The 19,119-nt window shown below is 70.6% G+C and carries 18 protein-coding genes and 3 tRNA genes; 2 read left to right on the top strand and 19 right to left on the bottom strand.

Annotated features, from left to right (window positions below; genetic code table 11):
- Positions 1–323 precede the first annotated feature (323 nt).
- Genes P0Y31_RS07885 through P0Y31_RS07915 form a run of 7 tightly spaced genes read right to left on the bottom strand, consistent with a single transcriptional unit; the run spans position 324 to position 5,731 of the window.
- Positions 324–1,433, bottom strand: coding sequence for a HAMP domain-containing sensor histidine kinase (locus P0Y31_RS07885; protein WP_275868085.1), 1,110 nt, complete (start codon positions 1,431–1,433; stop codon positions 324–326).
- Positions 1,430–2,110 carry a response regulator transcription factor gene (locus P0Y31_RS07890; protein WP_275868087.1) on the bottom strand — a complete coding sequence of 227 codons (681 nt, stop codon included), beginning with the start codon at positions 2,108–2,110 and terminating at the stop codon, positions 1,430–1,432. The genes P0Y31_RS07885 and P0Y31_RS07890 overlap by 4 nt, the downstream gene beginning before the upstream one ends.
- Positions 2,103–2,537: a hypothetical protein gene (locus P0Y31_RS07895; RefSeq protein WP_275868089.1), complete on the bottom strand. Its 435-nt coding sequence runs from the start codon at positions 2,535–2,537 to the stop codon at positions 2,103–2,105. Before P0Y31_RS07895 ends, P0Y31_RS07890 begins: the two co-directional genes overlap by 8 nt.
- Complete coding sequence (locus P0Y31_RS07900) at positions 2,534–3,703, bottom strand: molybdopterin-dependent oxidoreductase (protein WP_275868091.1); 1,170 nt, start codon at positions 3,701–3,703, stop codon at positions 2,534–2,536. Before P0Y31_RS07900 ends, P0Y31_RS07895 begins: the two co-directional genes overlap by 4 nt.
- Positions 3,691–4,365: a class I SAM-dependent methyltransferase gene (locus P0Y31_RS07905; protein ID WP_275868093.1), complete on the bottom strand. Its 675-nt coding sequence runs from the start codon at positions 4,363–4,365 to the stop codon at positions 3,691–3,693. Before P0Y31_RS07905 ends, P0Y31_RS07900 begins: the two co-directional genes overlap by 13 nt.
- Positions 4,362–5,078: a DUF2064 domain-containing protein gene (locus tag P0Y31_RS07910; protein ID WP_275868094.1), complete on the bottom strand. Its 717-nt coding sequence runs from the start codon at positions 5,076–5,078 to the stop codon at positions 4,362–4,364. Before P0Y31_RS07910 ends, P0Y31_RS07905 begins: the two co-directional genes overlap by 4 nt.
- A complete protein-coding gene (locus P0Y31_RS07915; protein ID WP_275868096.1) occupies positions 5,075–5,731 on the bottom strand; it encodes a glycosyltransferase family 2 protein in 657 nt (218 codons plus the stop codon). The genes P0Y31_RS07910 and P0Y31_RS07915 overlap by 4 nt, the downstream gene beginning before the upstream one ends.
- 321 nt (positions 5,732–6,052) lie before the next feature.
- Here P0Y31_RS07915 and P0Y31_RS07920 point away from each other — a divergent pair, with 321 nt between their 5' ends.
- Positions 6,053–7,249, top strand: coding sequence for a hypothetical protein (locus P0Y31_RS07920; protein ID WP_275868098.1), 1,197 nt, complete (start codon positions 6,053–6,055; stop codon positions 7,247–7,249).
- 12 nt (positions 7,250–7,261) lie between these two features.
- Here the strand turns inward: P0Y31_RS07920 and P0Y31_RS07925 are convergent, their stop codons facing one another.
- The 8 genes from P0Y31_RS07925 to P0Y31_RS07960 form a co-directional block, all read right to left on the bottom strand.
- Positions 7,262–8,308 carry an NAD-dependent epimerase/dehydratase family protein gene (locus P0Y31_RS07925; protein ID WP_275868099.1) on the bottom strand — a complete coding sequence of 349 codons (1,047 nt, stop codon included), beginning with the start codon at positions 8,306–8,308 and terminating at the stop codon, positions 7,262–7,264.
- A gap of 556 nt (positions 8,309–8,864) precedes the next feature.
- Positions 8,865–9,182: a thioredoxin family protein gene (locus tag P0Y31_RS07930; protein WP_275868101.1), complete on the bottom strand. Its 318-nt coding sequence runs from the start codon at positions 9,180–9,182 to the stop codon at positions 8,865–8,867.
- Positions 9,179–9,871 (bottom strand): haloacid dehalogenase type II, encoded by a 693-nt coding sequence (locus tag P0Y31_RS07935; protein WP_275868103.1) that lies wholly within the window; start codon positions 9,869–9,871, stop codon positions 9,179–9,181. Before P0Y31_RS07935 ends, P0Y31_RS07930 begins: the two co-directional genes overlap by 4 nt.
- 115 nt (positions 9,872–9,986) lie before the next feature.
- Complete coding sequence (locus P0Y31_RS07940) at positions 9,987–10,430, bottom strand: SRPBCC family protein (protein WP_275868104.1); 444 nt, start codon at positions 10,428–10,430, stop codon at positions 9,987–9,989.
- Between the two features lie 757 nt (positions 10,431–11,187).
- Positions 11,188–11,262, bottom strand: a tRNA-Val gene (locus P0Y31_RS07945).
- Positions 11,263–11,292: 30 nt separating this feature from the next.
- Positions 11,293–11,363, bottom strand: a tRNA-Cys gene (locus P0Y31_RS07950).
- 24 nt (positions 11,364–11,387) lie between these two features.
- A tRNA-Gly gene (locus P0Y31_RS07955) sits at positions 11,388–11,460 on the bottom strand.
- Positions 11,461–11,598: 138 nt separating this feature from the next.
- Positions 11,599–12,825 (bottom strand): YihY/virulence factor BrkB family protein, encoded by a 1,227-nt coding sequence (locus P0Y31_RS07960; RefSeq protein WP_275868106.1) that lies wholly within the window; start codon positions 12,823–12,825, stop codon positions 11,599–11,601.
- A gap of 99 nt (positions 12,826–12,924) precedes the next feature.
- On the opposite strand from P0Y31_RS07960, the gene P0Y31_RS07965 reads away from it, so the two are divergent.
- The gene (locus P0Y31_RS07965; protein ID WP_275868107.1) at positions 12,925–14,571 is read left to right on the top strand and encodes an acyl-CoA dehydrogenase family protein; all 1,647 of its coding nucleotides are present in this window, start codon (positions 12,925–12,927) and stop codon (positions 14,569–14,571) included.
- A gap of 38 nt (positions 14,572–14,609) precedes the next feature.
- Here the strand turns inward: P0Y31_RS07965 and ugpC are convergent, their stop codons facing one another.
- The 4 genes from ugpC to P0Y31_RS07985 are packed head-to-tail and all read right to left on the bottom strand — an operon-like array spanning position 14,610 to position 19,003.
- Positions 14,610–15,854, bottom strand: a complete 1,245-nt coding sequence (ugpC, locus tag P0Y31_RS07970) for a sn-glycerol-3-phosphate ABC transporter ATP-binding protein UgpC (protein ID WP_275868109.1) — start codon at positions 15,852–15,854, stop codon at positions 14,610–14,612.
- Positions 15,855–15,889: 35 nt separating this feature from the next.
- A complete protein-coding gene (locus P0Y31_RS07975) occupies positions 15,890–16,723 on the bottom strand; it encodes a carbohydrate ABC transporter permease (protein ID WP_275868111.1) in 834 nt (277 codons plus the stop codon).
- 1 nt (position 16,724) lies between these two features.
- Complete coding sequence (locus P0Y31_RS07980; RefSeq protein WP_275868113.1) at positions 16,725–17,696, bottom strand: sugar ABC transporter permease; 972 nt, start codon at positions 17,694–17,696, stop codon at positions 16,725–16,727.
- Positions 17,693–19,003 (bottom strand): ABC transporter substrate-binding protein, encoded by a 1,311-nt coding sequence (locus P0Y31_RS07985; protein WP_275868115.1) that lies wholly within the window; start codon positions 19,001–19,003, stop codon positions 17,693–17,695. The genes P0Y31_RS07980 and P0Y31_RS07985 overlap by 4 nt, the downstream gene beginning before the upstream one ends.
- Positions 19,004–19,119 lie beyond the last annotated feature (116 nt).

The following is a 19,119-nucleotide window of genomic DNA, read 5'->3' on the forward strand; positions in this document are numbered from 1 at the left end:
ATCGGTGGGCTCTTTCGTCAGTGAGTACCTGGCCGTACACACCGAGAATCCCGCCGGTGGCCCCTACACGCCCGGAGCCGCTCCGCTCATCCCCAGATCCCACCACTCGGCGGGACGCCTACTGACATCGTGCAGATGGCCAGCCTTTCGGCGTCCCAGTCGGCGCCGCGAATGCCCACTCAGGGCCCTCTGGCAAGACGGCCGCGTCGAAAACCGGAACATCCGATCGGTGAAGTCCGCTGTGACCGCTGGACAAGTCATCACAACCCGGTCCTCCACGGCGAGCCTGTTGCCTGCCTCGGGTTGGCCCTCGACCGCTGCGCCTATGCAGGTAGCCGGATCGTGAACCGGCAGCCACCGTCGAGGTTGGCCACCGCCACCGTTCCGTGGTGGGCCTCCACGAGTCCCTTGACGATGGCCAGCCCCAGCCCTGCCCCGGTCTGCGCGCCCGGGGTTCTGGCGTCGTCACCCTGCCACCCCACGTCGAAGACCCGCTCGAGGTCCGGAGCGTTGATGCCCCCGCACCCGTCGGTCACGCTGAGCTCGACGACCGCCCCGTCGCGCCGGCCGTGGATGCCCACCACTCCGTCGGCGGGGGTGTGGTGTATCGCGTTCATGACGAGGTTCGCGACCACGCGGGACAGCGCCCCGGGATCGGCCCTCACGATGGCATCCGGGTCGACGTTCCCGCCTACCGATACGTGGCGGGTCAGGGCGACGGGGCGCGCTCCGGCGATGGTCTCGCTCACCACGTCGCCGAGGGGGAGGCTCTGCAGCGAGAGGCTGAGCGTCCCTGCGTGGATGCGGGACAGCTCGAAGAGGTCGTCGACCATGAGCACCATGCGGTCCACCTCGCCGAGCATCTGCCGGTGGTAGCGGGCGGGGTCTTCGGCGATGCCGTCGTCGAGGGCCTCGGTCATGGCGCGCAGGCCGGCCAGCGGAGTCCGCAGGTCGTGCGAGACCCATGCCACGAGCTCCCGCCGGGACTGCTCCATCCGGTGCTCGCGCTCCCGGGCAGTGCGCAGCTGCTCGCTGCTGCGTGCGAGCTCGTCACTGACCGCGCGGAACTCACGTGGCCCGGAGGAGACCGCGGCGACCGGCTCGCCGGCCCCGAGCCGGTGCGCGCTGTCACGCAGGGTGCGGGCCTCGCGGAGGAGACGCTGGGCGAGCCACAGCGCGAATCCCAAGGACACCAGCCCCGAAACCAGGCAGACGAGGAGGACGACCTCCAGGTCGTGGAAGGAGAGGAACATCGCCTGCGCCGTCCCGACCACCCCCGCAAGGATGCCGGCGACGGCGGCCACGGCCACCAGTCCCGACGCCCACAGGATCGAGGCGCGACGCAGCCGCCAGCTGAGCAGGGCGCAGACCGCGCCGACCGCCAGCGACAGGCCAGCGGCGATGAGGATGACCTCGACCTGGTCGCGGCTCACGGCGTCGGCTCCCAGCGGTAGCCCACACCCCACACGGTCACGAGGCGGATGGGCCGCGTGGGGTCGGCCTCGACCTTCTCTCGCAGCCGTCGGACGTGCACGGTCACCGTTGACTGGTCGCCGAAGGACCAGCCCCACACCTCGCGCAGCAGCGCGTCACGCGACCAGGCAATCCGCGGGTTGGCCAGGAAGAACTGCAACAGGTCGAACTCCCGCATGGTCAGCGGGAGCGGCTCGCCGTCGAGGGTCGCCAGGTGCTGCGCTGGATCGACGACGAGGGAACCGTCCACAGTGCGGACCCCGCGGCTGGCCCGCTGCCCGACCCGACGCAGTACCGAGTCCACTCGCAGCACGAGCTCGCGGGGGCTGAACGGCTTCGTGACGTAGTCGTCGGCGCCGAGCCTCAGCCCGACCAACCGGTCCGTCTCGGACCCCAAGGCCGTCAGCATGATGATCGGCACGTCGGTGGTCTCCCGGAGGCGCCGGCACACCTCGAGCCCGCCCACCCCCGGGAGCATGAGGTCCAGCACCACGAGGTCGGCCCGGTGCCGGTTCATGGCGGTCAGGGCGCCCTCCCCGTCGCCGGCCTCGCTGACGTCGTGCCCGTTGGCGCGCAGGTACGAGACGACGACCTCGCGGACGGTCCGGTCGTCGTCCACCACGAGCACGTCAGCCACGATGCTCTCCTCCACGTCGGCGGGTCGCCAGGGCTGCGGTTCCTGCCGCCACCAACACTAGTGCGGCGAGGGCCGCCCACCCCGCGGCATACGGGCGGTCGAGGAGGGTCGGGTTGTCGGGCCGCGCACCGAACCGGCCGAGCGCCGGAGACGCGGCGAGGGTGACCGTGCCGAGCACCACGAGCGCGGCGGCGGCCGCACCCCGGACCCAGCCTGGCAGGCGGGCCGCAGCGAGGACGCCGGCCAGGACGACCAGCGGCGCCAGCACCGCGTCGTGCGCCACCACTCCGCCGACGAGCCATGGCAGTGTGGCGAGCAGGTTCTCGGTGCCCAGGCCCAGCAGCGTGACGGTCCCGTATGCCGCGGCGGCGGTGCCCGCGGCACCGAGGACGACGCGGGTGGTCACCTCAGCGACATGGTCAGTCACGCCTGTACCTCGAGGTGGGAGACCCATTTGGTCTGCAGCACTCCCGGCCGGTTCGGGGCGATGATCCGGCAGGGGTAGCCGTGGTCGGGGCTGAGGGGTTCGCCGGCCAGGGCGAGGGCGAGCAGGGTGAGCGGGTCCGCGGCCACCTCGGCGGGCAGCCGGCTCTCACGCCAGGCTCCCCGTGGCTGCAGGGATCGCACCACGACGGCCGTGTGCGCCGGCGCACCGACCAGGGCCAGGAGGTCCCGCACCCGCACCCCGGACCAGGTGCCCGAGGCGCTCCACCCCTCGACGCAGGCGATGGGCAGCTCAGCACTCGTCTGTGGCAGGGCCTCCAGGTCGGCCCGGCTGAGCCGGACCTCCCGGCCGGGCGCGACGACGGAGAGGGCGAAACCCGGGTCTGCGGCCAGGGCACTGACGCCTGCCGCCGCCGCGGACCTGTTGACCGGCACCCCGCCGGGCCCATCCCCGGAACGCACCGCGAGCACCGAGATCCGGCGCACACCCGGCACTCCCGCGGCAGCGGTGGCCAGGACCGCGACGCCGGCCGCCAGCCACGTCGTCCGGAGCAGCGACCTGCGCGTGACACCGCCGGCCTGAACCGGCGGCAGCCGTCGGGTCAGGGCTTCGCGGATGGTGGGCAGCTTCACGGCCACGTGGACCAGGAGCGCCCCGATCGCGACCCAGCCGACCGCGTAGTGCGTCTCGCGGAAGGTGAACCCCCACGGGTACCACTGGGCGGCGTTGGCCAGACCCGTGGCCAGCTGGAAGATCGCGCTCGCGACGAGCGCAGCGATGGAGAGCCGTTCCAGGACGTGCAGGAGCACGGCCCGGCGGTCCCGTGGAGGACGGGCGAACAGCTTGGGGTAGACCGCCCACATCTTCACCAGCAGCAGCGGCACGGCGGCTGTGCCGGCCGCGATGTGCAGGGTCTGGGTGACCCGGTAGAGCGAGACGGGCCGGCGAGGGAGCGGAATGGCCGTCGCTGCCTGCTGCGCAAAGTGGCTGTAGACCCCGGTGAGCAGGGCCACGAGGAAACACAGGCCAAGCCAGAGCCCCACCCGCGAGGCCACGTCGGGGCCGCGCAGGGAGCTGTGGAAGTCACCCTCGCGGGGGAGCAGCCGGTCGATGCGGTCCGTCAGCCGTGTGCCGCTCAGCAGGGCCATGAGTTCTCCTCCTCCAGCGCGGGGCGGTGCAGCGTGGCGACCCAACGGCCCCGCCAGCTGCTGGCCCCCCCGAGCACGAGTCCCGCATCCGCAGCGAGAGAGCCGAGCGCGTCGACACCGACCTCCGCCCAGGGGAACGGCTCCGAGGTCAGACCGCCGGCGCGCAGGTGCACGACCCGCACGCGCACACCAGTGCCCGGCGACGCACAGTCGAGGACCACGCGTCCGCCGGGCGTGACCAGGCCGCGCACCCGACGGAGCAGGGCCGCGGGGGCGCCGCCGATTCCCACGTTCCCGTCAGCCAGCAGCGCTGTGCGCCAGTGGCCCTCCCTCGGCAGCGGGCCGAACAGGTCGGCGCGCAGGACGGGCGCGCCCCGCGCAGCGGCCGCCTCAACCGCTGCCACCGACAGGTCGACGCCAAGGGTGAGCACACCGCGGCGCGCCAGCGCGGCGGTCAGCCGGCCGGGCCCGCAGCCGAGGTCGATGGTCGGCCCCTCGCAATGAGACAGGAGGAACCGGTCCCCCGCGGTGACTGCGCCTGCCCACCGGCGCACGGGAAGCCTCCGTTCCCTGCCGTCGACGGTCGCGGTGCAGGGAGCACCCCGCAGCGCCGCGGCATAGACATCGGACGCAGGCACCTCCAACACCACCGCGGCGCTCACCGTGCCGCCTCCGTCCCCACCCGCGCGCTGGTCCCCGACACCCAGCCCTGGTGGGCTCCCCCTTCCCGCCAGGCGCGCGCGAACCGGCTCCTCGGCGCTGCCGCCGCGGCCCACGCGGCATCCACGACGGTGTCGACGTCGCGCATCACCGGCGCGGGCGCCACGCGGCGAGACACGCGGCATACGGCCTCATGGGTGCGGGCGTAGGTATCTGGCCGAGACATCGGCACGTCGGCCAGCCCGTCCGCGTGCCGCGGGTCGGCGATCGCGAGGACCCACCACCCGCCGTCGGCGGCGGGGCCCAGCACCGGCCGGCCGGTGGCCGCGACGCTCTCGGCGACCTCGGCGAGGATCCCGGTCTGCAGGTGGGGCGTGTCCATCCCGACCAGGACCACCGGCCCGCCGGTGAGCCGGTGAGTTGCGTGCAGCGCGTGACAGATCCGCTCACCCAGACCCCCGGTGGTCTGGTCGATGACCTGCCACTCGTGGAGGGTCGCTGCCAGCTCGTCCCGCCGGCTGGCCTCGGCGAGGTGGCCATCCAACGCCGCCACCCGGAACCCGCTGGGGAAGACCTCGGCACAGAGCTCGAGCGTGTCCAGCAGCGCTGCCGCTGCGAGATCGGCCGCGCGCCGGTCACCCACGACGGCTGCAAGTCGCGTCTTGGCCACTCCCGGCACTGGCGCCTTGGCGAGGACGACCACCGCGACGCTCACGAGAGCACCCGGGCGAAGTCGAGGGCGGCTCGCAGACTGCCGGCGACCGACCCCGAGACCTTCGACCGCGTGCCGGCGGCCCGCGGATGGTAGGCGACCTCGACCTCCGCCACGCTCCAGCCGGCCTGCCCTGCGCGCAGCAGGAGCTCGACGGGGTAGCCGAATCGGCGGTCCATCACGCCGAGCCGCTCGAGGTCGTCGCGCCTGCACACCCTGGCCGGCGCGATGTCGTGGAGCCGCAGTCCAGCCTGCGCGGTGAGCCAGCGCAGCGCCACCCGGTTGCCGAGTCGGGCGTGCCAGGGCCAGCGCGCCTCTGCAGTGGGGCGGCGCCGGCCGACGGCGAGGTCCGCCCGGCCGCTCGCCACCCACTCGAGCAGCATGAGCAGGTCTTCTGGGTCGAGCGAACCGTCGCCATCGATGACCGCGACGTACTCCGCGGTCGAGGCCGCGACGCCGGCGTGCACGGCTGCGCCGTATCCGGGCGTCGGCTCCGCCACCACGCGGGCCCCGAGCGACCGGGCGACCGCCGCGGTGCCGTCGGACGACCCGTTGTCGACGACGATGACGCCGAACACATCGGGCACCCTGCCGAGGAGGTCTGGCAGGGCGGCCGCCTCGTTCCTGCACGGCAGCACCAGATCGCATCGAGTCATGCCTCGACGCTAGGCACCCGACGTCGCGGCGTGAGACGCAAACCCTTACGAGAGTGTGAAGGACGCTCGCCCTGATGGGTCTGAGGACGTGGCAGGTGTCAGCCTCGGGGCATGGACGTATCGCTGCGCGTGGACCGGCGCGGTGACGCACCTCCGGCTGCGTCAGCCCCGCTGGTGCGACGAGGCGCGACCGCTGCCGTTGTTGTCGTGGTCGCAGCCGCTGTGGTCCCGTTCGTGCTGGGGATCTCTGTGCGTGTGGGGACGGCACCGCCTCTGCTCGCCGACTGGCGCCCACGCATCGGGCCCGGAACTATCCCCTCAGTGGCCGTCGCGTTGGTGGCCTGCAGCCCTGCCCTGCACCAGGCCTGCGCTCGGCTGCGATGGCGTCGCCTGCTCGGGGTGGCCTGGGTGATGGGCGTCGCCTGGATGCTCTCGCTCGCCCTCGTGGACGGCATCGGCGGGATCAGCCGTCCCCTGGAGCAGAGCACGGAGTACCTGCCGACCGCGCGAGCGGTGGACGACGTGCCGGAGACGCTGCGTGGTTTCATCGACCGCATCCCGCTCGACCACCCGGACCACTGGGCGGTGCACGTCGCCGGGCACCCACCGGGCGCCCTCCTGCTCTTCGTGGTTCTGGCGCGGGTCGGGCTCGCCAGCGGGGTGGCGACCGGCCTCCTGGTGGTCGCCGTGGCCGCGACCACGCCTGTGGCCGTGGTCGTGACCCTTCGCGCATTGGGGGCTGAGAACGCCGCGCGAATCGCCCTGCCTTTCCTCGTGATCGGGCCTGCGGCAATCTGGCAGGCGGTCTCCGCCGACGCGGTGTTCGCGGCGGTCGGCGCCTGGGGTGCGGCGGCGCTCGCCACCTCGACGACGATCGCGCACGAGCACGCAGGTCCTTGGCGCGCCGTGGTCTGGGCCGCTCTGGCCGGCCTGCTGTTCGGCGCCTGCGTCTTCCTGTCCTACGGGCTGGTCCTCCTCCCGTTGCTGGCCCTCGGCGTCCTGGTCGCCTCCCGCGTGTGGCTGCCCCTGCTCGTCGCCATCCCGGCCGCCCTCGCCGTCGCGGTCACCTTCGCCTCTGCAGGCTTCTCCTGGTGGGAGGCTTTTCCCGTTCTGCGCCAGCGCTATGCGGACGGCATCGCCAGCCAGCGCCCTGTGGCCTACTGGGTGTGGGCAAACCTCGCGGCGCTCGCCCTCTGTGCCGGCCCGGTCATCATCGGCGCCGTGTGCGCGGCCCTTGACCCCCGCGACGTGAGGGCTGTCCGACGACGACGACTGCCGCAGCTGCGCCGGACCCCCGATGCCGCGGCACCGATCCTGGTGGCCGCCGCGGTGGCGATGGTCGCCGTCGCCGACCTCTCGCTGATGAGCAAGGCGGAGGTGGAGCGGATCTGGCTGCCCTTCGTGCCGTGGCTCGCGATCTCGGCTGCCATGCTGCCTCGCGCGTGGCGCCGACCCGCACTCGCTTCCCAGGCCGTGTTGGCCCTCGCCGTGCAGCACGCCGTGTGGACGCCCTGGTGACCTCGCCGCGGATCAGTCGCGCAACGGCTCGGTGGCGAACCGCGCGATCCCCTCGCGGGGGTGCACCGACGCGGTGAAGCCGAGCTCGTCGCGCGCCCGCGCCGGGGACGCGACGATGTGGCGGACGTCCCCCAGCCGATACTCCCCGGTGACGATCGGGCCGAGGCTGGGGGCCAGTTCTGCCGTGATGCGCTCCGCGACCTCGAGGATGGTGACCGGAGTCCCCGAACAGATGTTGTATGCCGTGTGGCTTCCGGTCTCGCGCGTGGCCACCGCTTCGAGCGCGAGGACGTTCGCGCGCGCCACGTCGGCGACGTGGACGAAGTCACGCACCTGGTGGCCGTCCTCGAAGACCCGGGGGGCCCGACCGGCCTCGATCGCCGAGCGGAAGATCGCCGCTACGCCCGAGTACGGGGTGTCACGCGGCATCCCAGGTCCGTAGACGTTGTGGTACCTCAGGGAGAGCGCCCTCCCCGGCGACTGGCGGGCCCAGGCCGTCGCGTAGTGCTCTTGGGCGACCTTGCTCGCGGCGTAGCTGCTGCGCGGGCCGAGGGCGGCAGCCTCGTCGACGGCCTCCCACGCCAGCGCCTTCCCGCAGCCAGGACAGGGGTTCTCGAAACGACCCGCATCGAGGGCGGCCCGGTCCCGGGCAGACGGCACCTGGACTCCGTGCTCAGGGCAGCGGTATCGGCCCTCGCCGTAGACGACCATGGACGACGCCTGCACGAGCATGCGGACGCCCGCACGGTGCATCGCCGCGAGCAGGGCGGCGGTCCCGAGGTCGTTGTGCGCGGCATACAGCGGAAGGTCCCCGGCCGACACCCCCGCCCCAACCATGGCGGCCAGATGGCACACCGCGTCCGCGCCGCGCAGCAGCTCCGCCCACTCGTCGGCGTCACGCACATCCCGCACCTCGACCCCCGGCGGCGGTGGTGCCCCGGGGCGGTGAGCTGCTGGGAGCAGGGCGTCGATCCCGACAACCTCGTGGCCCGCGTCGGCCAACTCCGAGCCTGTGACCCGGCCAATGAAGCCGGCCGCGCCCGTCAGGACAACCCTCATGGCCGGAGTCTGCCGCCGCGCCCGCGGTCAGGCCAGCGATGAGGGGCCCGTGGGCCAGCCCGTCACGGATCCGTAAGAAGCTGCCGAACCCGCGCTCTACGTCGGAACCAGCGCGGACCGGGAGAACAGTTCCTCGTGCCTCGGTGCGGCGCTGCTCTCGGCTCCCTCCGTACCAGCGCGGACTGGACAGACGCGATGAGGAGACAGGCCGGTTCAGTGGCCATCGGCGGCTCTCTCGGGGTCGCGGACCCACGAGCACCGGCGTCGAACGGCTCGCGACCTCATGCAGTACTCCTCGATCTGGGCGAGGAGGCGCGACGGTTCCGGCTCTCCCGAGGAGCTCGCAACCCGACGATGAGAGGGCCAGCCCTCTCGAGGGGAGGTACCGCTGCACCCGTGCCCTGGTCGATGGTGCGATGGAGCCAGCATCCCCGGTCTGCAGCCCACTAGGGGCTGGCTCCTCGCGTCGGCCTCGGGGCTGTGCCCCTATCGGCTCGTGTGCCTCGGGAGCCCGCGGCCGGCGCTGGCACTCCCCGCACGCGCGAGGGCGTCACCGTCAGTGACTGGCAGCGTCGCGTCGTTCTCGCAACGCCTCCACCAGCTGCTCCACGCTGGGAACACCCTGAGGCCCTGCCTCGGTCGGGTAGATCCGGCACGCCAGGTCACCGACCTGTGCAACGGGAAACAGGTCAACGCCATCCAGGTGGATGCTCGGCGAACCACCGAAGCCCATCCGCTGAGCATCGGCGGCACTGCTGACCCGCTCGTCCTGGACCACCAGATCAAGGTCCGCAAGGCGGGCCGCCTCCCGCAGCCGCGCCACCGCCACACCGTGATGGGGGCAGTGCTCGATGAACAGCACCTGGGCGATCATGGCTGCCCTCGGCGTGCCAGCGCGTCTGCCAGCTCGACCAGGTTCGCCGTCTCGATGTCCGGCCGGGCGAAGAATCGCGGGTATTGGAAGGCGGTGCGATTGAGGAAGCCCGTGGCAAGACCGGCCCGGTGCGCACCGTGGATGTCCCAAGGGTGGACCGCCACGAGCATGCTCTCTGCCGCGTCGGCGCCGCACACCTCCATCGCATACCGGTATGCCGCCGCCGCCGGCTTCCAGGCCGGCGCGTCCGCAACGGACAGGAGCCGCTCGAAACGGTCCATGAGGCCGTTGCGCTGGAACAGCCCCTCGGCCACTGACGTGGACCCGTTGCTGAGGGTCACCAGGCGGATCCCGGACTCGCTCAGGAGACGGATGCCCTCCACGACGTCCGGGTGCAGAGGGAGTTGCATGAACGCCTCCATGACGCCCTCGACGCCTGCCTCGACATCGGTCACGCCCTGGCTCCGGAGCAGGGTGGTCAGGGATTCCAACGCCAGCTCCGCGAAGTCGGGGTTCTCCCCAGCCACCGTCAGCGCGAAACCGTCCCGCAGCAGGCTGGCGAACCACGTCGGTGCCAGCTGCTGGGCCAGGCCGAGCTCGGCGAAGCGAGCGGCGAGCACGCTCATGTCGGACAGCGTCTCGTTGACGTCGAAGACGATCAGGCGCGGACGGCGGGGTGCTTGGTTCATCCGCTTCTCCTTGACCTGCATGGAAGTGCCGACCACTCGTGACACGCATGCCCACCGCCCCATGAGCTGCGGCAGCACCCGGTCGACCAGATCCTGGCCCTCGATCCTGACGTGCTCATGTCGCGGTCTCGAGCAATGCCTTGAGCCGCGCCAGGTCCTTGGTGGTGGCCCGCCGCATCGCGCGCGCCACCACCGGCGCGGTCAGTCGCGAGAATCCCGATGGGATGCCGCGGTTGCGCAACGTCATCCGGGTGCCCCCACCTCCGACCGCTTCCCAGGTGTAGATGGTCTCCATCGGGAAGGGGCCGTTCGCGGTCCGCATGACCATGCGGCGCAGAGGGTCCTGCGCCACCACCTCGTACGTGTACGAAAGCCTCCGTCCCAGGAACTGGGCAACGAAGTGCAAGCGCGAGCCGACCTGCACAGGTGGTGGCGTCTGCCACTCCACTGACCGTATGTTGGCATACCACTGCGGAGCATTGGTGGGGTCGCCCGCGAACTCCGCAACAACCTCAGGTGCGCATGCGATTGTTGTCTCGACCATCACGTCCACAGTCATAGGACATCTTCCCCCTGTCACCGCACGACACCGCAACAACCTCGCAGGCCAGGGGGCTTGGCCCTGGGGCGATGACGGTCACGGCACGCGCATCCTGCCGAGAAGGACCTGCCGGCCGCCTTTGCCATTGCGTCCCTCCCGACGGCAGCGGGGAAGTCAAACCTCGCATCGACCCAGTCGGCCGCGGAGCTCGAGCCCTCGACACGAGCCGTCGGCCGCTCGGTGCCACGGTTGCGGCCACGTAGCAGCCCAACTCGCCGTCAGGTCATCGACCTCGCGCCCCGGTTCCCGCGGTCGACCAGCGGTGCGGTGCGCTGAACGGACCACCCGACACTGTCGGCCCCGGTTCGCCCCCCCCGTTCGGTGACTTTTCGGCACGGGTCTGTCAGCGCACATCCATGCGATGGAAGGCCAACAGGACTCCGTGCTCAGGGCAGCGGTACGGCGGGCGCCAGCATGCCCGTGCTGGGGTTCGGCGACGGCGTCCGAGGGCTCTTACCGCTTCGTTGCAGACAGCCACCTTCAAATCGCACACCACCACCGGTTTCCTACAGAGGCGAGTACCTGCTGCGCCCGGTGTATCGCCGGTGGGCAATACCAAACTCGACGAGTGACCCCTTACCTGCACCCCAAATCGCAGTTCTTTGTCACTCAGTTGGTCACCCAGAGCCACGGAAGAGGTCACATTTCGCCGTTCCCGGTGGACAAGAGAACAGCCCCTGACCAGCGTCTCCGCTGGTCAAGGGCTGTCTGTCGATGGTGGGCGATACTGGGTTTGAACCAGTGACCTCTTCCGTGTCAAGGAAGCGCGCTACCACTGCGCCAATCGCCCTGGGGTGTTGCTCGGGGTCTTGCGTGATCGAGGTGGAGACGGGATTTGAACCCGTGTACGCGGCTTTGCAGGCCGCTGCCTCGCCTCTCGGCCACTCCACCGTGAAGGCGGTCTTGATCCCTCCGAGCGGATGACCGGTCTCGAACCGGCGACCTCAACCTTGGCAAGGTTGCGCTCTACCAACTGAGCTACATCCGCGCTGCTCACAGCGTTGTTATTCCTTCGCTGTGCGGCGGGAGAGACATTAGCCGATCCCCGCCGTGAACTCCAAACCGGCTGTCCAGCCGCCCCGGTCACCGCCTCGACGGACCCCGTTGGACCCGCCGACACCCCCGTTCAGGAGGCCGACCGCGCCGCCCTCCGGGCGGCCTTCCGGGCCGCCTTTCGCGCAACCCGCTCGGGGTCCTCGGGAAGCGGCGTGAGTGGCCTGGACTTCTTCCGCTTCGCAGCAGCTGGCTCCTCAGTGCCGTCCCCCGCCCCCGCACCGGCTGGCGCCCCGACAGGCTCGCCCGGCGTCCCCACAGGCTCACCAGGCGCCCCGTCGAGCCCCCCGAAGACCTCGGCCGCAGCCTCGGGCTCCCCCGCCACACCCGAGGGGCCCGCGACCTCCTCGGCGGCCCGGCGACGGCGCACCTCCTGCTTGACCCACCCCACGGCCCGGGCCCGCGCGCTGGGCCGCTCCTGGACAGGCCACAGGAGCCGGATGGCGGCGTTGAGGGCGGCGCCGATGAGGATGGCGATGGCGAGGAAGTACAGCCAGATCAGCAGCACGATCGGCGTGCTCAGCGGCCCGTAGATCGACGTGCCGCCCAGCGAGGCCGCGACCGTCCCGCGCAGCACGAACGACGACAGCGCCCAGATGACCATGGTCAGCACGGCCCCGGGCATGTCCCTCAGCCACGGCGTCCGGCGTGGCGTGGAGATGTGGTACAGCGTCGTCAGGCTGGCGACGGCGATGAACGTCACCACCGGCCAGTAGAGCCAGAACAGGAAGTCCAGGCTCTCCGGCAGCAGCGCCTCCAGCCACGTCGGGCCGATCAGCACCAGTGGGATGACGATGATCCCCACGACGAGCGAGACCAGGTAGAGCGTCAACGACAACGCCCGGGTCTGCACGATGCCCCGCACGCCCGACTGCCCGTACATGATCGAGATGGTGTCCACGAAGACGTTCAGGGCGCGCGACCCCGACCAGATCGACAGCAGGAAACCGACGGAGATGAGGTCCAGGCGCCCCCTGCCCAGCACGTCGTTGACGGTGGGCAACAGCGCGTCCGTGATCAACGTGTCGGTGAGGAACCGCTCGGCCCACGTCTGGATCCCGCCGGTGATCTCGTCGACCGTCTCCTGGCCGAGCCACTGCCCGACGTAACCGACCCCGCCGAACAGTCCCAGCAGCAGCGGCGGCAGCGACAGCAGCATGAAGAAGCCGGCCTCGGACGCCAGCCCCGTCACGCGGTAGCGCAGGCACACCCGGATCGTCTCGACGGTCAGGCGCGCCAGAGCCGTCGCCCCCGGCACCCGGGCGAGGTGTCTCTTCACCCGCGCCTTCACGCTCACCACTCCGCAACGGTATCCCGGCGCCTCACCGTCGGCCCGCATGTGACACGTCTGACGCGGCAACGGCCTGATCACGCCGCCTGCCCGCCCTAGGCTGCCGAGGTGAGCACCCACGCCGTCACCAACCAGGTCCCGCCGCTCTCCGGCCACAGCCTGCTGACCAGCGACCCCGCGCTCGAGGAGGGCCTGCGGCGCTGGGCCGGCCCGACTGCATACGAGGACATCGCCGTCCTCGCAGAGCTGGCCGGCCGTCCCGAGGCCCAGCGGGCCGGCGACCTGGCCAACCTCCACACGCCGGTGCTGCGCACCCACGCGCCCACCGGCGAGCGGGTCGACGAGGTGGAGTTCCACCCCTCTTGGCACGACCTCATGGACACCGCCGTCGCCCACGGCCTCACGGCCGGGCCGTGGACCGAGCCGGCGGGCAGCGGCGCCCACGTGCGCCGGGCGGCCGGCTTCATCGTCTGGTCCCAGGTGGAGGCAGGGCACCTGTGCCCCGTGTCGATGACGTATGCCGCCGTGCCCGCCCTGCGCGCCAACCCCGAGCTGGCTGCCGCCTGGGTGCCGAAGCTGGCCTCCCGCGAGTACGACTTCGGCCTGCGTCCCCTTGCCGGCAAGCGTGGCGCCATCGCCGGCATGGGCATGACCGAGAAGCAGGGCGGCTCCGACGTGCGCGCCAACGCGACGGTCGCGACCGCTGCATCGCGCGGCCCCCTGGCCGGCGGCGACACCTACCGGCTCACCGGCCACAAGTGGTTCCTCTCGGCGCCGATGAGCGACGCCTTCCTCGTGCTCGCCCAGACCGAGGCCGGCCCCACCTGCTTCCTCGTCCCGCGTGTCCTCGACGACGGGACCCGCAATCCCTTTGCGCTGCAACGCCTCAAGGACAAGCTGGGCAACCGCTCCAACGCCTCTTCGGAGGTCGAGTTCGACGGCACCTGGGGTGTGCGCGTCGGCGACGAGGGACGCGGCGTGCGCACCATCATCGACATGGTCGCGTCCACCCGGCTCGACTGCGTGCTCGGCTCCACGGCCACCATGCGGCAGGCCGTGGTGCGCGCGGTCCACCACGCCCGGCACCGCTCCGCCTTCGGGGCTCGGCTCGTCGACCAGCCGTTGATGCGCAACGTCCTCGTCGACCTCGTCCTCGAGACCGAGGCCGCCACCATGCTCTCGCTGCGCCTCGCCCACGCCGTCGACGAGGGCGACTCCGACTTCTCCCGGCTCGCCGTCGCGGTCAGCAAGTACTGGGTGTGCAAGCGCACCTCGCCGGTCGTGGCCGAGGCGCTGGAGTGCCTGGGCGGCAACGGCTACGTCGAGGAGAACGGCCTCGCCCGGCTCTACCGCGAGGCGCCGCTGAACTCGATCTGGGAGGGCTCGGGCAACGTCAACGCCCTCGACGTGCTGCGCGCCGTCTCCCGCCAGCCGCAGGCCGTCGAGGCGTTCGTCCACGAGGCCAAGCGCGGCCTCGGCCACAGTGCCGCACTCGACGCCGCCATCGACGGCGTCGAGGAGGTGGCCCGGGATGCCGCAGAGCCCGGCGCCGCCGTCGGTGCCCGCCGGGTGGTGGAGACACTCGCCGTGACGCTCCAGGCCTCACTGCTGGCCCAGCACGCGCCGAGCGAGGTGGCCGACGCGTTCGTCGCCAGCCGGATCGCCGGCGGTCACGGTCACACGCTGGGCACCCTCGACGGCTCCCTGGTGCAGGGCAGCGCGGAACGTATCCTCGAGCGCGCACTCGTGCTCTGACACGCCGGCGGTCGGGCCGGCGCGTCAGAGCGCGCGGGTCAGGCCTCGCCCTCGTCCCGCTCCCCCGATGCCATCGCCGGCGCGGAAGGCGGGTTCTCCGGGCTGTCGTCGTCGGTGGGCCGGGCCACCAGGTTCTGTCCGGTCTTGGCGTCGAAGATCTGCATCTTGCTCGTGTCGTACCAGAGCTCGACCTCCGCTCCCTCCCTCACGCGCGAGGCTGCGTCGAGGCGGGCGGTGATCGTGATGCCGTCCCCGTGCAGGTCGTAGCCGGTGTCCGCCGCCAGGTCCTCGAGGTCCTTGGAGTGCGCTTCCTCGGCCCGCAGGGTGAAGTAGACGAACACGTCGGAGCCCATCGACTCGACGAGGTCGACGGTCGTGGTGAACCGCCCACCCTCGCTGTCACGCGCGATCTTCGCGTCCTCGAAGTGCTCGGGCCGGATGCCGATGATCACGTCGCGGACGTCTCCGGCCTTCTCGATGGCCTTGCGCGCGCCCTCGGGCAGCTGGGCCTCGCCCAGCGGGCTCGTGATCCTGCCCTCGGCCACCTTGGCCGGCAGGAAGTTCATCGACGGGCTGCCGATGAAGCCGGCGACGAAGAGGTTGACGGGGTGGTCGTAGAGCTCCTGCGGGGAGCCGACCTGCTGGATGAGGCCCCCGCGCATCACGACGACCCGGTCGCCGAGGGTCATGGCCTCGGTCTGGTCGTGCGTGACGTAGATGGTGGTGGTCCCCAGCGCCTTCTGGATGCGCGACACCTGGGTCCGCATCTGCACCCGCAGCTTGGCGTCGAGGTTCGACAGCGGCTCGTCCATGAGGAAGGCCTTGGGCTGGCGCACGATCGCCCGTCCCATCGCCACGCGCTGGCGCTGGCCACCGGAGAGGTTCGACGGCTTGCGGTCGAGGTGCTGGGTGAGCTCCAGCATCTCGGCCGCCTCCTTGACCTTCTTGTCGATGGTGGCCTTGTCGACGCCGGCGAGCTTGAGCGGGAATCCCATGTTCTCGCCGACGGTCATGTGGGGGTACAGCGCGTAGGACTGGAACACCATGGCGATGTCACGGTCCTTGGGGGCCTTGTCGTTCACGACCTGACCGTCGATGATCAGCTTGCCCTCGGTGATGTCCTCGAGGCCCGCGATCATGTTCAGCGTGGTCGACTTCCCGCAGCCCGACGGCCCCACGAGGATGATGAACTCCCCATCGGCGATGGTGAGGTTGAAGTGGTCCACGGCCAGCGCACCATCGGGGTAGCGCTTGACCACGTTCTCGAGGACGATCTCGGCCATGTCTGCTCCTTCAGTCGTTCACGGTGATCGGGCGCTCAGCCCTTGACGGCGCCGGAGGTCAGGCCGGCAACGATGCGCCGCTGGAAGAGCAGCACGAAGATGACGATGGGGACGGTGATGACCACGGCCGCAGCAGCGATGGGCCCGACGGGCTTCTCGAAGGTCGTGGCACCGGTGAAGTACGACATGGCCGCGGGCACCGTTCGCGACGCGGAGGTGGAGGTCAGTGAGATCGCGAACAGGAAGTCGTTCCAGCAGGCGATGAAGACGAGGATCGCGGTGGTGAAGACCCCCGGCATGGCCAGCGGGGTGATCACCTGACGGAAGGCCTGGAAGGGCGTGGCTCCGTCCATCTTGGCCGCCTTCTCCAGCTCCCACGGGATCTCGCGGAAGAACGCCGACAGGGTGTAGATCGCCAGCGGCAGCGCGAAGGTGACGTAGGGGATGATCAGGCCCATCCACGTGTCGAACAGCCCGATGGTCGTGAGGATCTTGAACAGCGGCGTCACGAGCGCGATCTGCGGGAACATCGAGATCAGCAGCGACACGGCCACGATCGTCTTCTTGCCCGGGAAGTCCAGGCGCGCGATGGCGTAGGCCGCCATGGTGCCGAACACCAGCGCGATGAAGGTGGCGATGAGGCAGATGCCGATCGAGTTGATCAGCGCCCGGGTGAAGTCGCTGTTCTCGAAGATCTGGGTGTAGCTCTCGGTGGACGGCGAGACGGGCAGGAACCTGCCGTCGTTGAGCGTCCCCGCGTCCTTGAGCGACATCGAGATGATCCAGACGACCGGGATGAAGGCGTAGAGCAGGACGATGGTGTTGATGCCCCACCACGTCCACTTGCGCTGAGCGGTCTCCTGGCGCATGTCAGCGCCTCCCTTCCGTGTCCGCACCTGGTGCCGCCGCCCCGAACAGCTTGATGAAGAGGAAGGCGATGATGGCGATGGTGATGAAGATCAGGATCGCCATCGTCGAGCCGATGCCGAGGTTGAGGCCTCTGATGAGGTTGTTGTAGGCGACCATCGACACCGAGGACGTGCCGTTCGCGCCGCCCGTCAGCACGAAGATGTTGTCGAAGATGCGGAACGCGTCGAGGGTGCGGAACAGCAGCGCCACCAGGATGGCCGGCTTGATCAGGGGCACCGTGATCTGCCAGAAGCGCTGCCATGCCGTCGCCCCGTCCATCGAGGCGGCCTTGAGCAGGTCCTCCGGCACGAGCGCGAGTCCGGCCATGAGGAGCAGGGCCATGAACGGCACCGTCTTCCACACCTCGGCCAGGATGATGATCGCCACGGAGGGCCATCTCTCGGTCAGCGGCGCGTTCTCGCCGGCGAGCCACCCGAGGTTCTGCGTCCAGGCGAACCGCCACGAGAAGGCCGCCACGACCGTGACGATCGCGTAGGGCACCAGGGCGGAGGTGCGGACCAGGCCCCGGCCAACGATGGTGCGGTGCATGACGATCGCCAGCAGCATCCCGAGGACGAGCTCGAGCGCTGCGCTCACGACGGTGATGAGCATCGTGATGCCGAAGGCGTCCCACCAGATGGGGCTGGACAGGACCGTGACGTAGTTCTCGAGCCCGATGAACTCGTTCTGGTCGGGGGTGCGGAGGTCGGCGCGCTGCAGCGAGAGCCAGAAGGCGTAGAGGATCGGGTATGCCGTCACCGCCAGCATGGTGATGACGGCCGGCGCGCAGAGCAGCAGGCCCAGCCGGCGCTCGGCCCGCTTGCCCTCGCTGTAGCGCTGACGGGCGATCTCGGTGCCGCGGTCGGTGCCGGCTCCCCGTGCCTGGTCCCGTTCGACCTCGGCGCCGGGCTGCGTGGGGAGGTTGGTGCTCACGGCAGGATCCCCTTTCCGTCAATGGCCTGCTGGATGGAGTCATCGAGCTCGGCCGCACTCTGCTCGGGGTTGATGTCTGCCGGTGGCGACAGCGAGGTGGAGACGATCGTCGAGATGTTCTGGTAGATCGGCGTCACCGGGCGAGGAACTGCGTTCTTGAGCTCCTCGAGCATGACGTCGCCCATCGGGTACTGCTTCCGGAACTCCTCGTTGGAGGTGTAGATCCGCTCGAAGACGGGAGCGTCACCGGCGTCGAGCGCCGCCCGCAGCTGGTTCTCCTCCGACCGCAGGCACATCCCCGCCTCGAATGCCTCCTCCTTGTGCTCGCTGTAGGTGCTCACCGCGTAGTTCATCCCGCCCAGGGTCACCTTCGGCGCGTCACCCTCGTTGACGGTCGGGAACGGCGCGTAGCCGAGGTCGTCCGCGACCTCCTTGCTCTTGGGGTCGGTCTCGCCCGCGCTGCGCATGGCGCTGAGCACGTAGGGCCAGTTCAGGGCGAACGCGGCCCTGCCGGCCTGGAGGTCGGCGAAGACCTCGGGCTCCTGGGAGTTGGACAGCGATGCACTGGTCAGGCCCGAGGTGGCCAGCTTGTTGAGCAGGGTGAGGCCCTGAACCGCCTTCTCGTCGATGGTTGCCTCGGTGCTGTCCTCGTTGACGAACGTGCCCCCGTACGCGTTGAGCATGTTGTTCACGTTCACGACGTAGCCCTCGTACTGGGCCGCCGTGAACGCGATCTGGTACGGCTTGCCCTCGTCCTTGAGCTTCTGGGCCGCGGCCATCAGCTGGTCCCAGGTCTTGGGTGCCTCGGGAACGAGCGACTTGCGGTACCAGAGGATCTGGACGTTGGTCGTCCTCGGCACGGCGTACAGCTTCTCCTTCCAGGTCGCGGTGTCGACCGGCGGCTGGAGAACCCCCTCGATGGCCTGGGCCTTCTTGTCGCCGGTGATCTCCTCGATCCACCCCGCCTCGGCGAACTCGGCCGTCCAGGTGACGTCCATGCCCAGGAGGTCCATGCCCGTGTCCTTGGCCGCGAGCCGGCGGACGAACTGCTCGCGCTGGCCGTCCGCGTCGCTCGGCAGCAGGTTCCCGACGATGGTGTACCTGCCGGCCGCCTTCTTGTTGCAGTCGGCGAGGATGTCCTCGAAGCCGACCGCACTCGCCCCGCCATAGAGGTTGACGACGACGCCCCCGTCTCCACCGCCGGAGCAGGCGGCCAGCCCCCCGGTGAGCCCCAGCACCGCCCCTATGGCGAGCACGCGCGCGCGTCGCCGCCGTCCTGCCCTACCTCGTCCGGTCGGTGACTTCATCGTCGCTCCTTCGGCAGGCCGCGGCGTGTGATCGGTGTCACACATCCTGTGGGTCGAAACTAGGCACTCCGCGCGGTGCGCGCAACAGTTGTGACGCAAGAGTCATCCGACCCCGT

This window comes from Knoellia sp. 3-2P3 (assembly GCF_029223115.1).
GTDB lineage: Bacteria > Actinomycetota > Actinomycetes > Actinomycetales > Dermatophilaceae > Pedococcus_A.

Coding starts and splice junctions, on each gene's coding strand:
- P0Y31_RS07940 (WP_275868104.1), bottom strand. CDS start 10,430: ATGACTGTGGACGTGATGGTCGAGACAACAATCGCATGCGCACCTGAG.
- P0Y31_RS07925 (WP_275868099.1), bottom strand. CDS start 8,308: ATGAGGGTTGTCCTGACGGGCGCGGCCGGCTTCATTGGCCGGGTCACA.
- P0Y31_RS07915 (WP_275868096.1), bottom strand. CDS start 5,731: ATGACTCGATGCGATCTGGTGCTGCCGTGCAGGAACGAGGCGGCCGCC.
- P0Y31_RS07900 (WP_275868091.1), bottom strand. CDS start 3,703: ATGGCCCTGCTGAGCGGCACACGGCTGACGGACCGCATCGACCGGCTG.
- P0Y31_RS07935 (WP_275868103.1), bottom strand. CDS start 9,871: ATGAACCAAGCACCCCGCCGTCCGCGCCTGATCGTCTTCGACGTCAAC.
- P0Y31_RS07930 (WP_275868101.1), bottom strand. CDS start 9,182: ATGATCGCCCAGGTGCTGTTCATCGAGCACTGCCCCCATCACGGTGTG.
- ugpC (WP_275868109.1), bottom strand. CDS start 15,854: ATGGCCGAGATCGTCCTCGAGAACGTGGTCAAGCGCTACCCCGATGGT.
- P0Y31_RS07975 (WP_275868111.1), bottom strand. CDS start 16,723: ATGCGCCAGGAGACCGCTCAGCGCAAGTGGACGTGGTGGGGCATCAAC.
- P0Y31_RS07985 (WP_275868115.1), bottom strand. CDS start 19,003: ATGAAGTCACCGACCGGACGAGGTAGGGCAGGACGGCGGCGACGCGCG.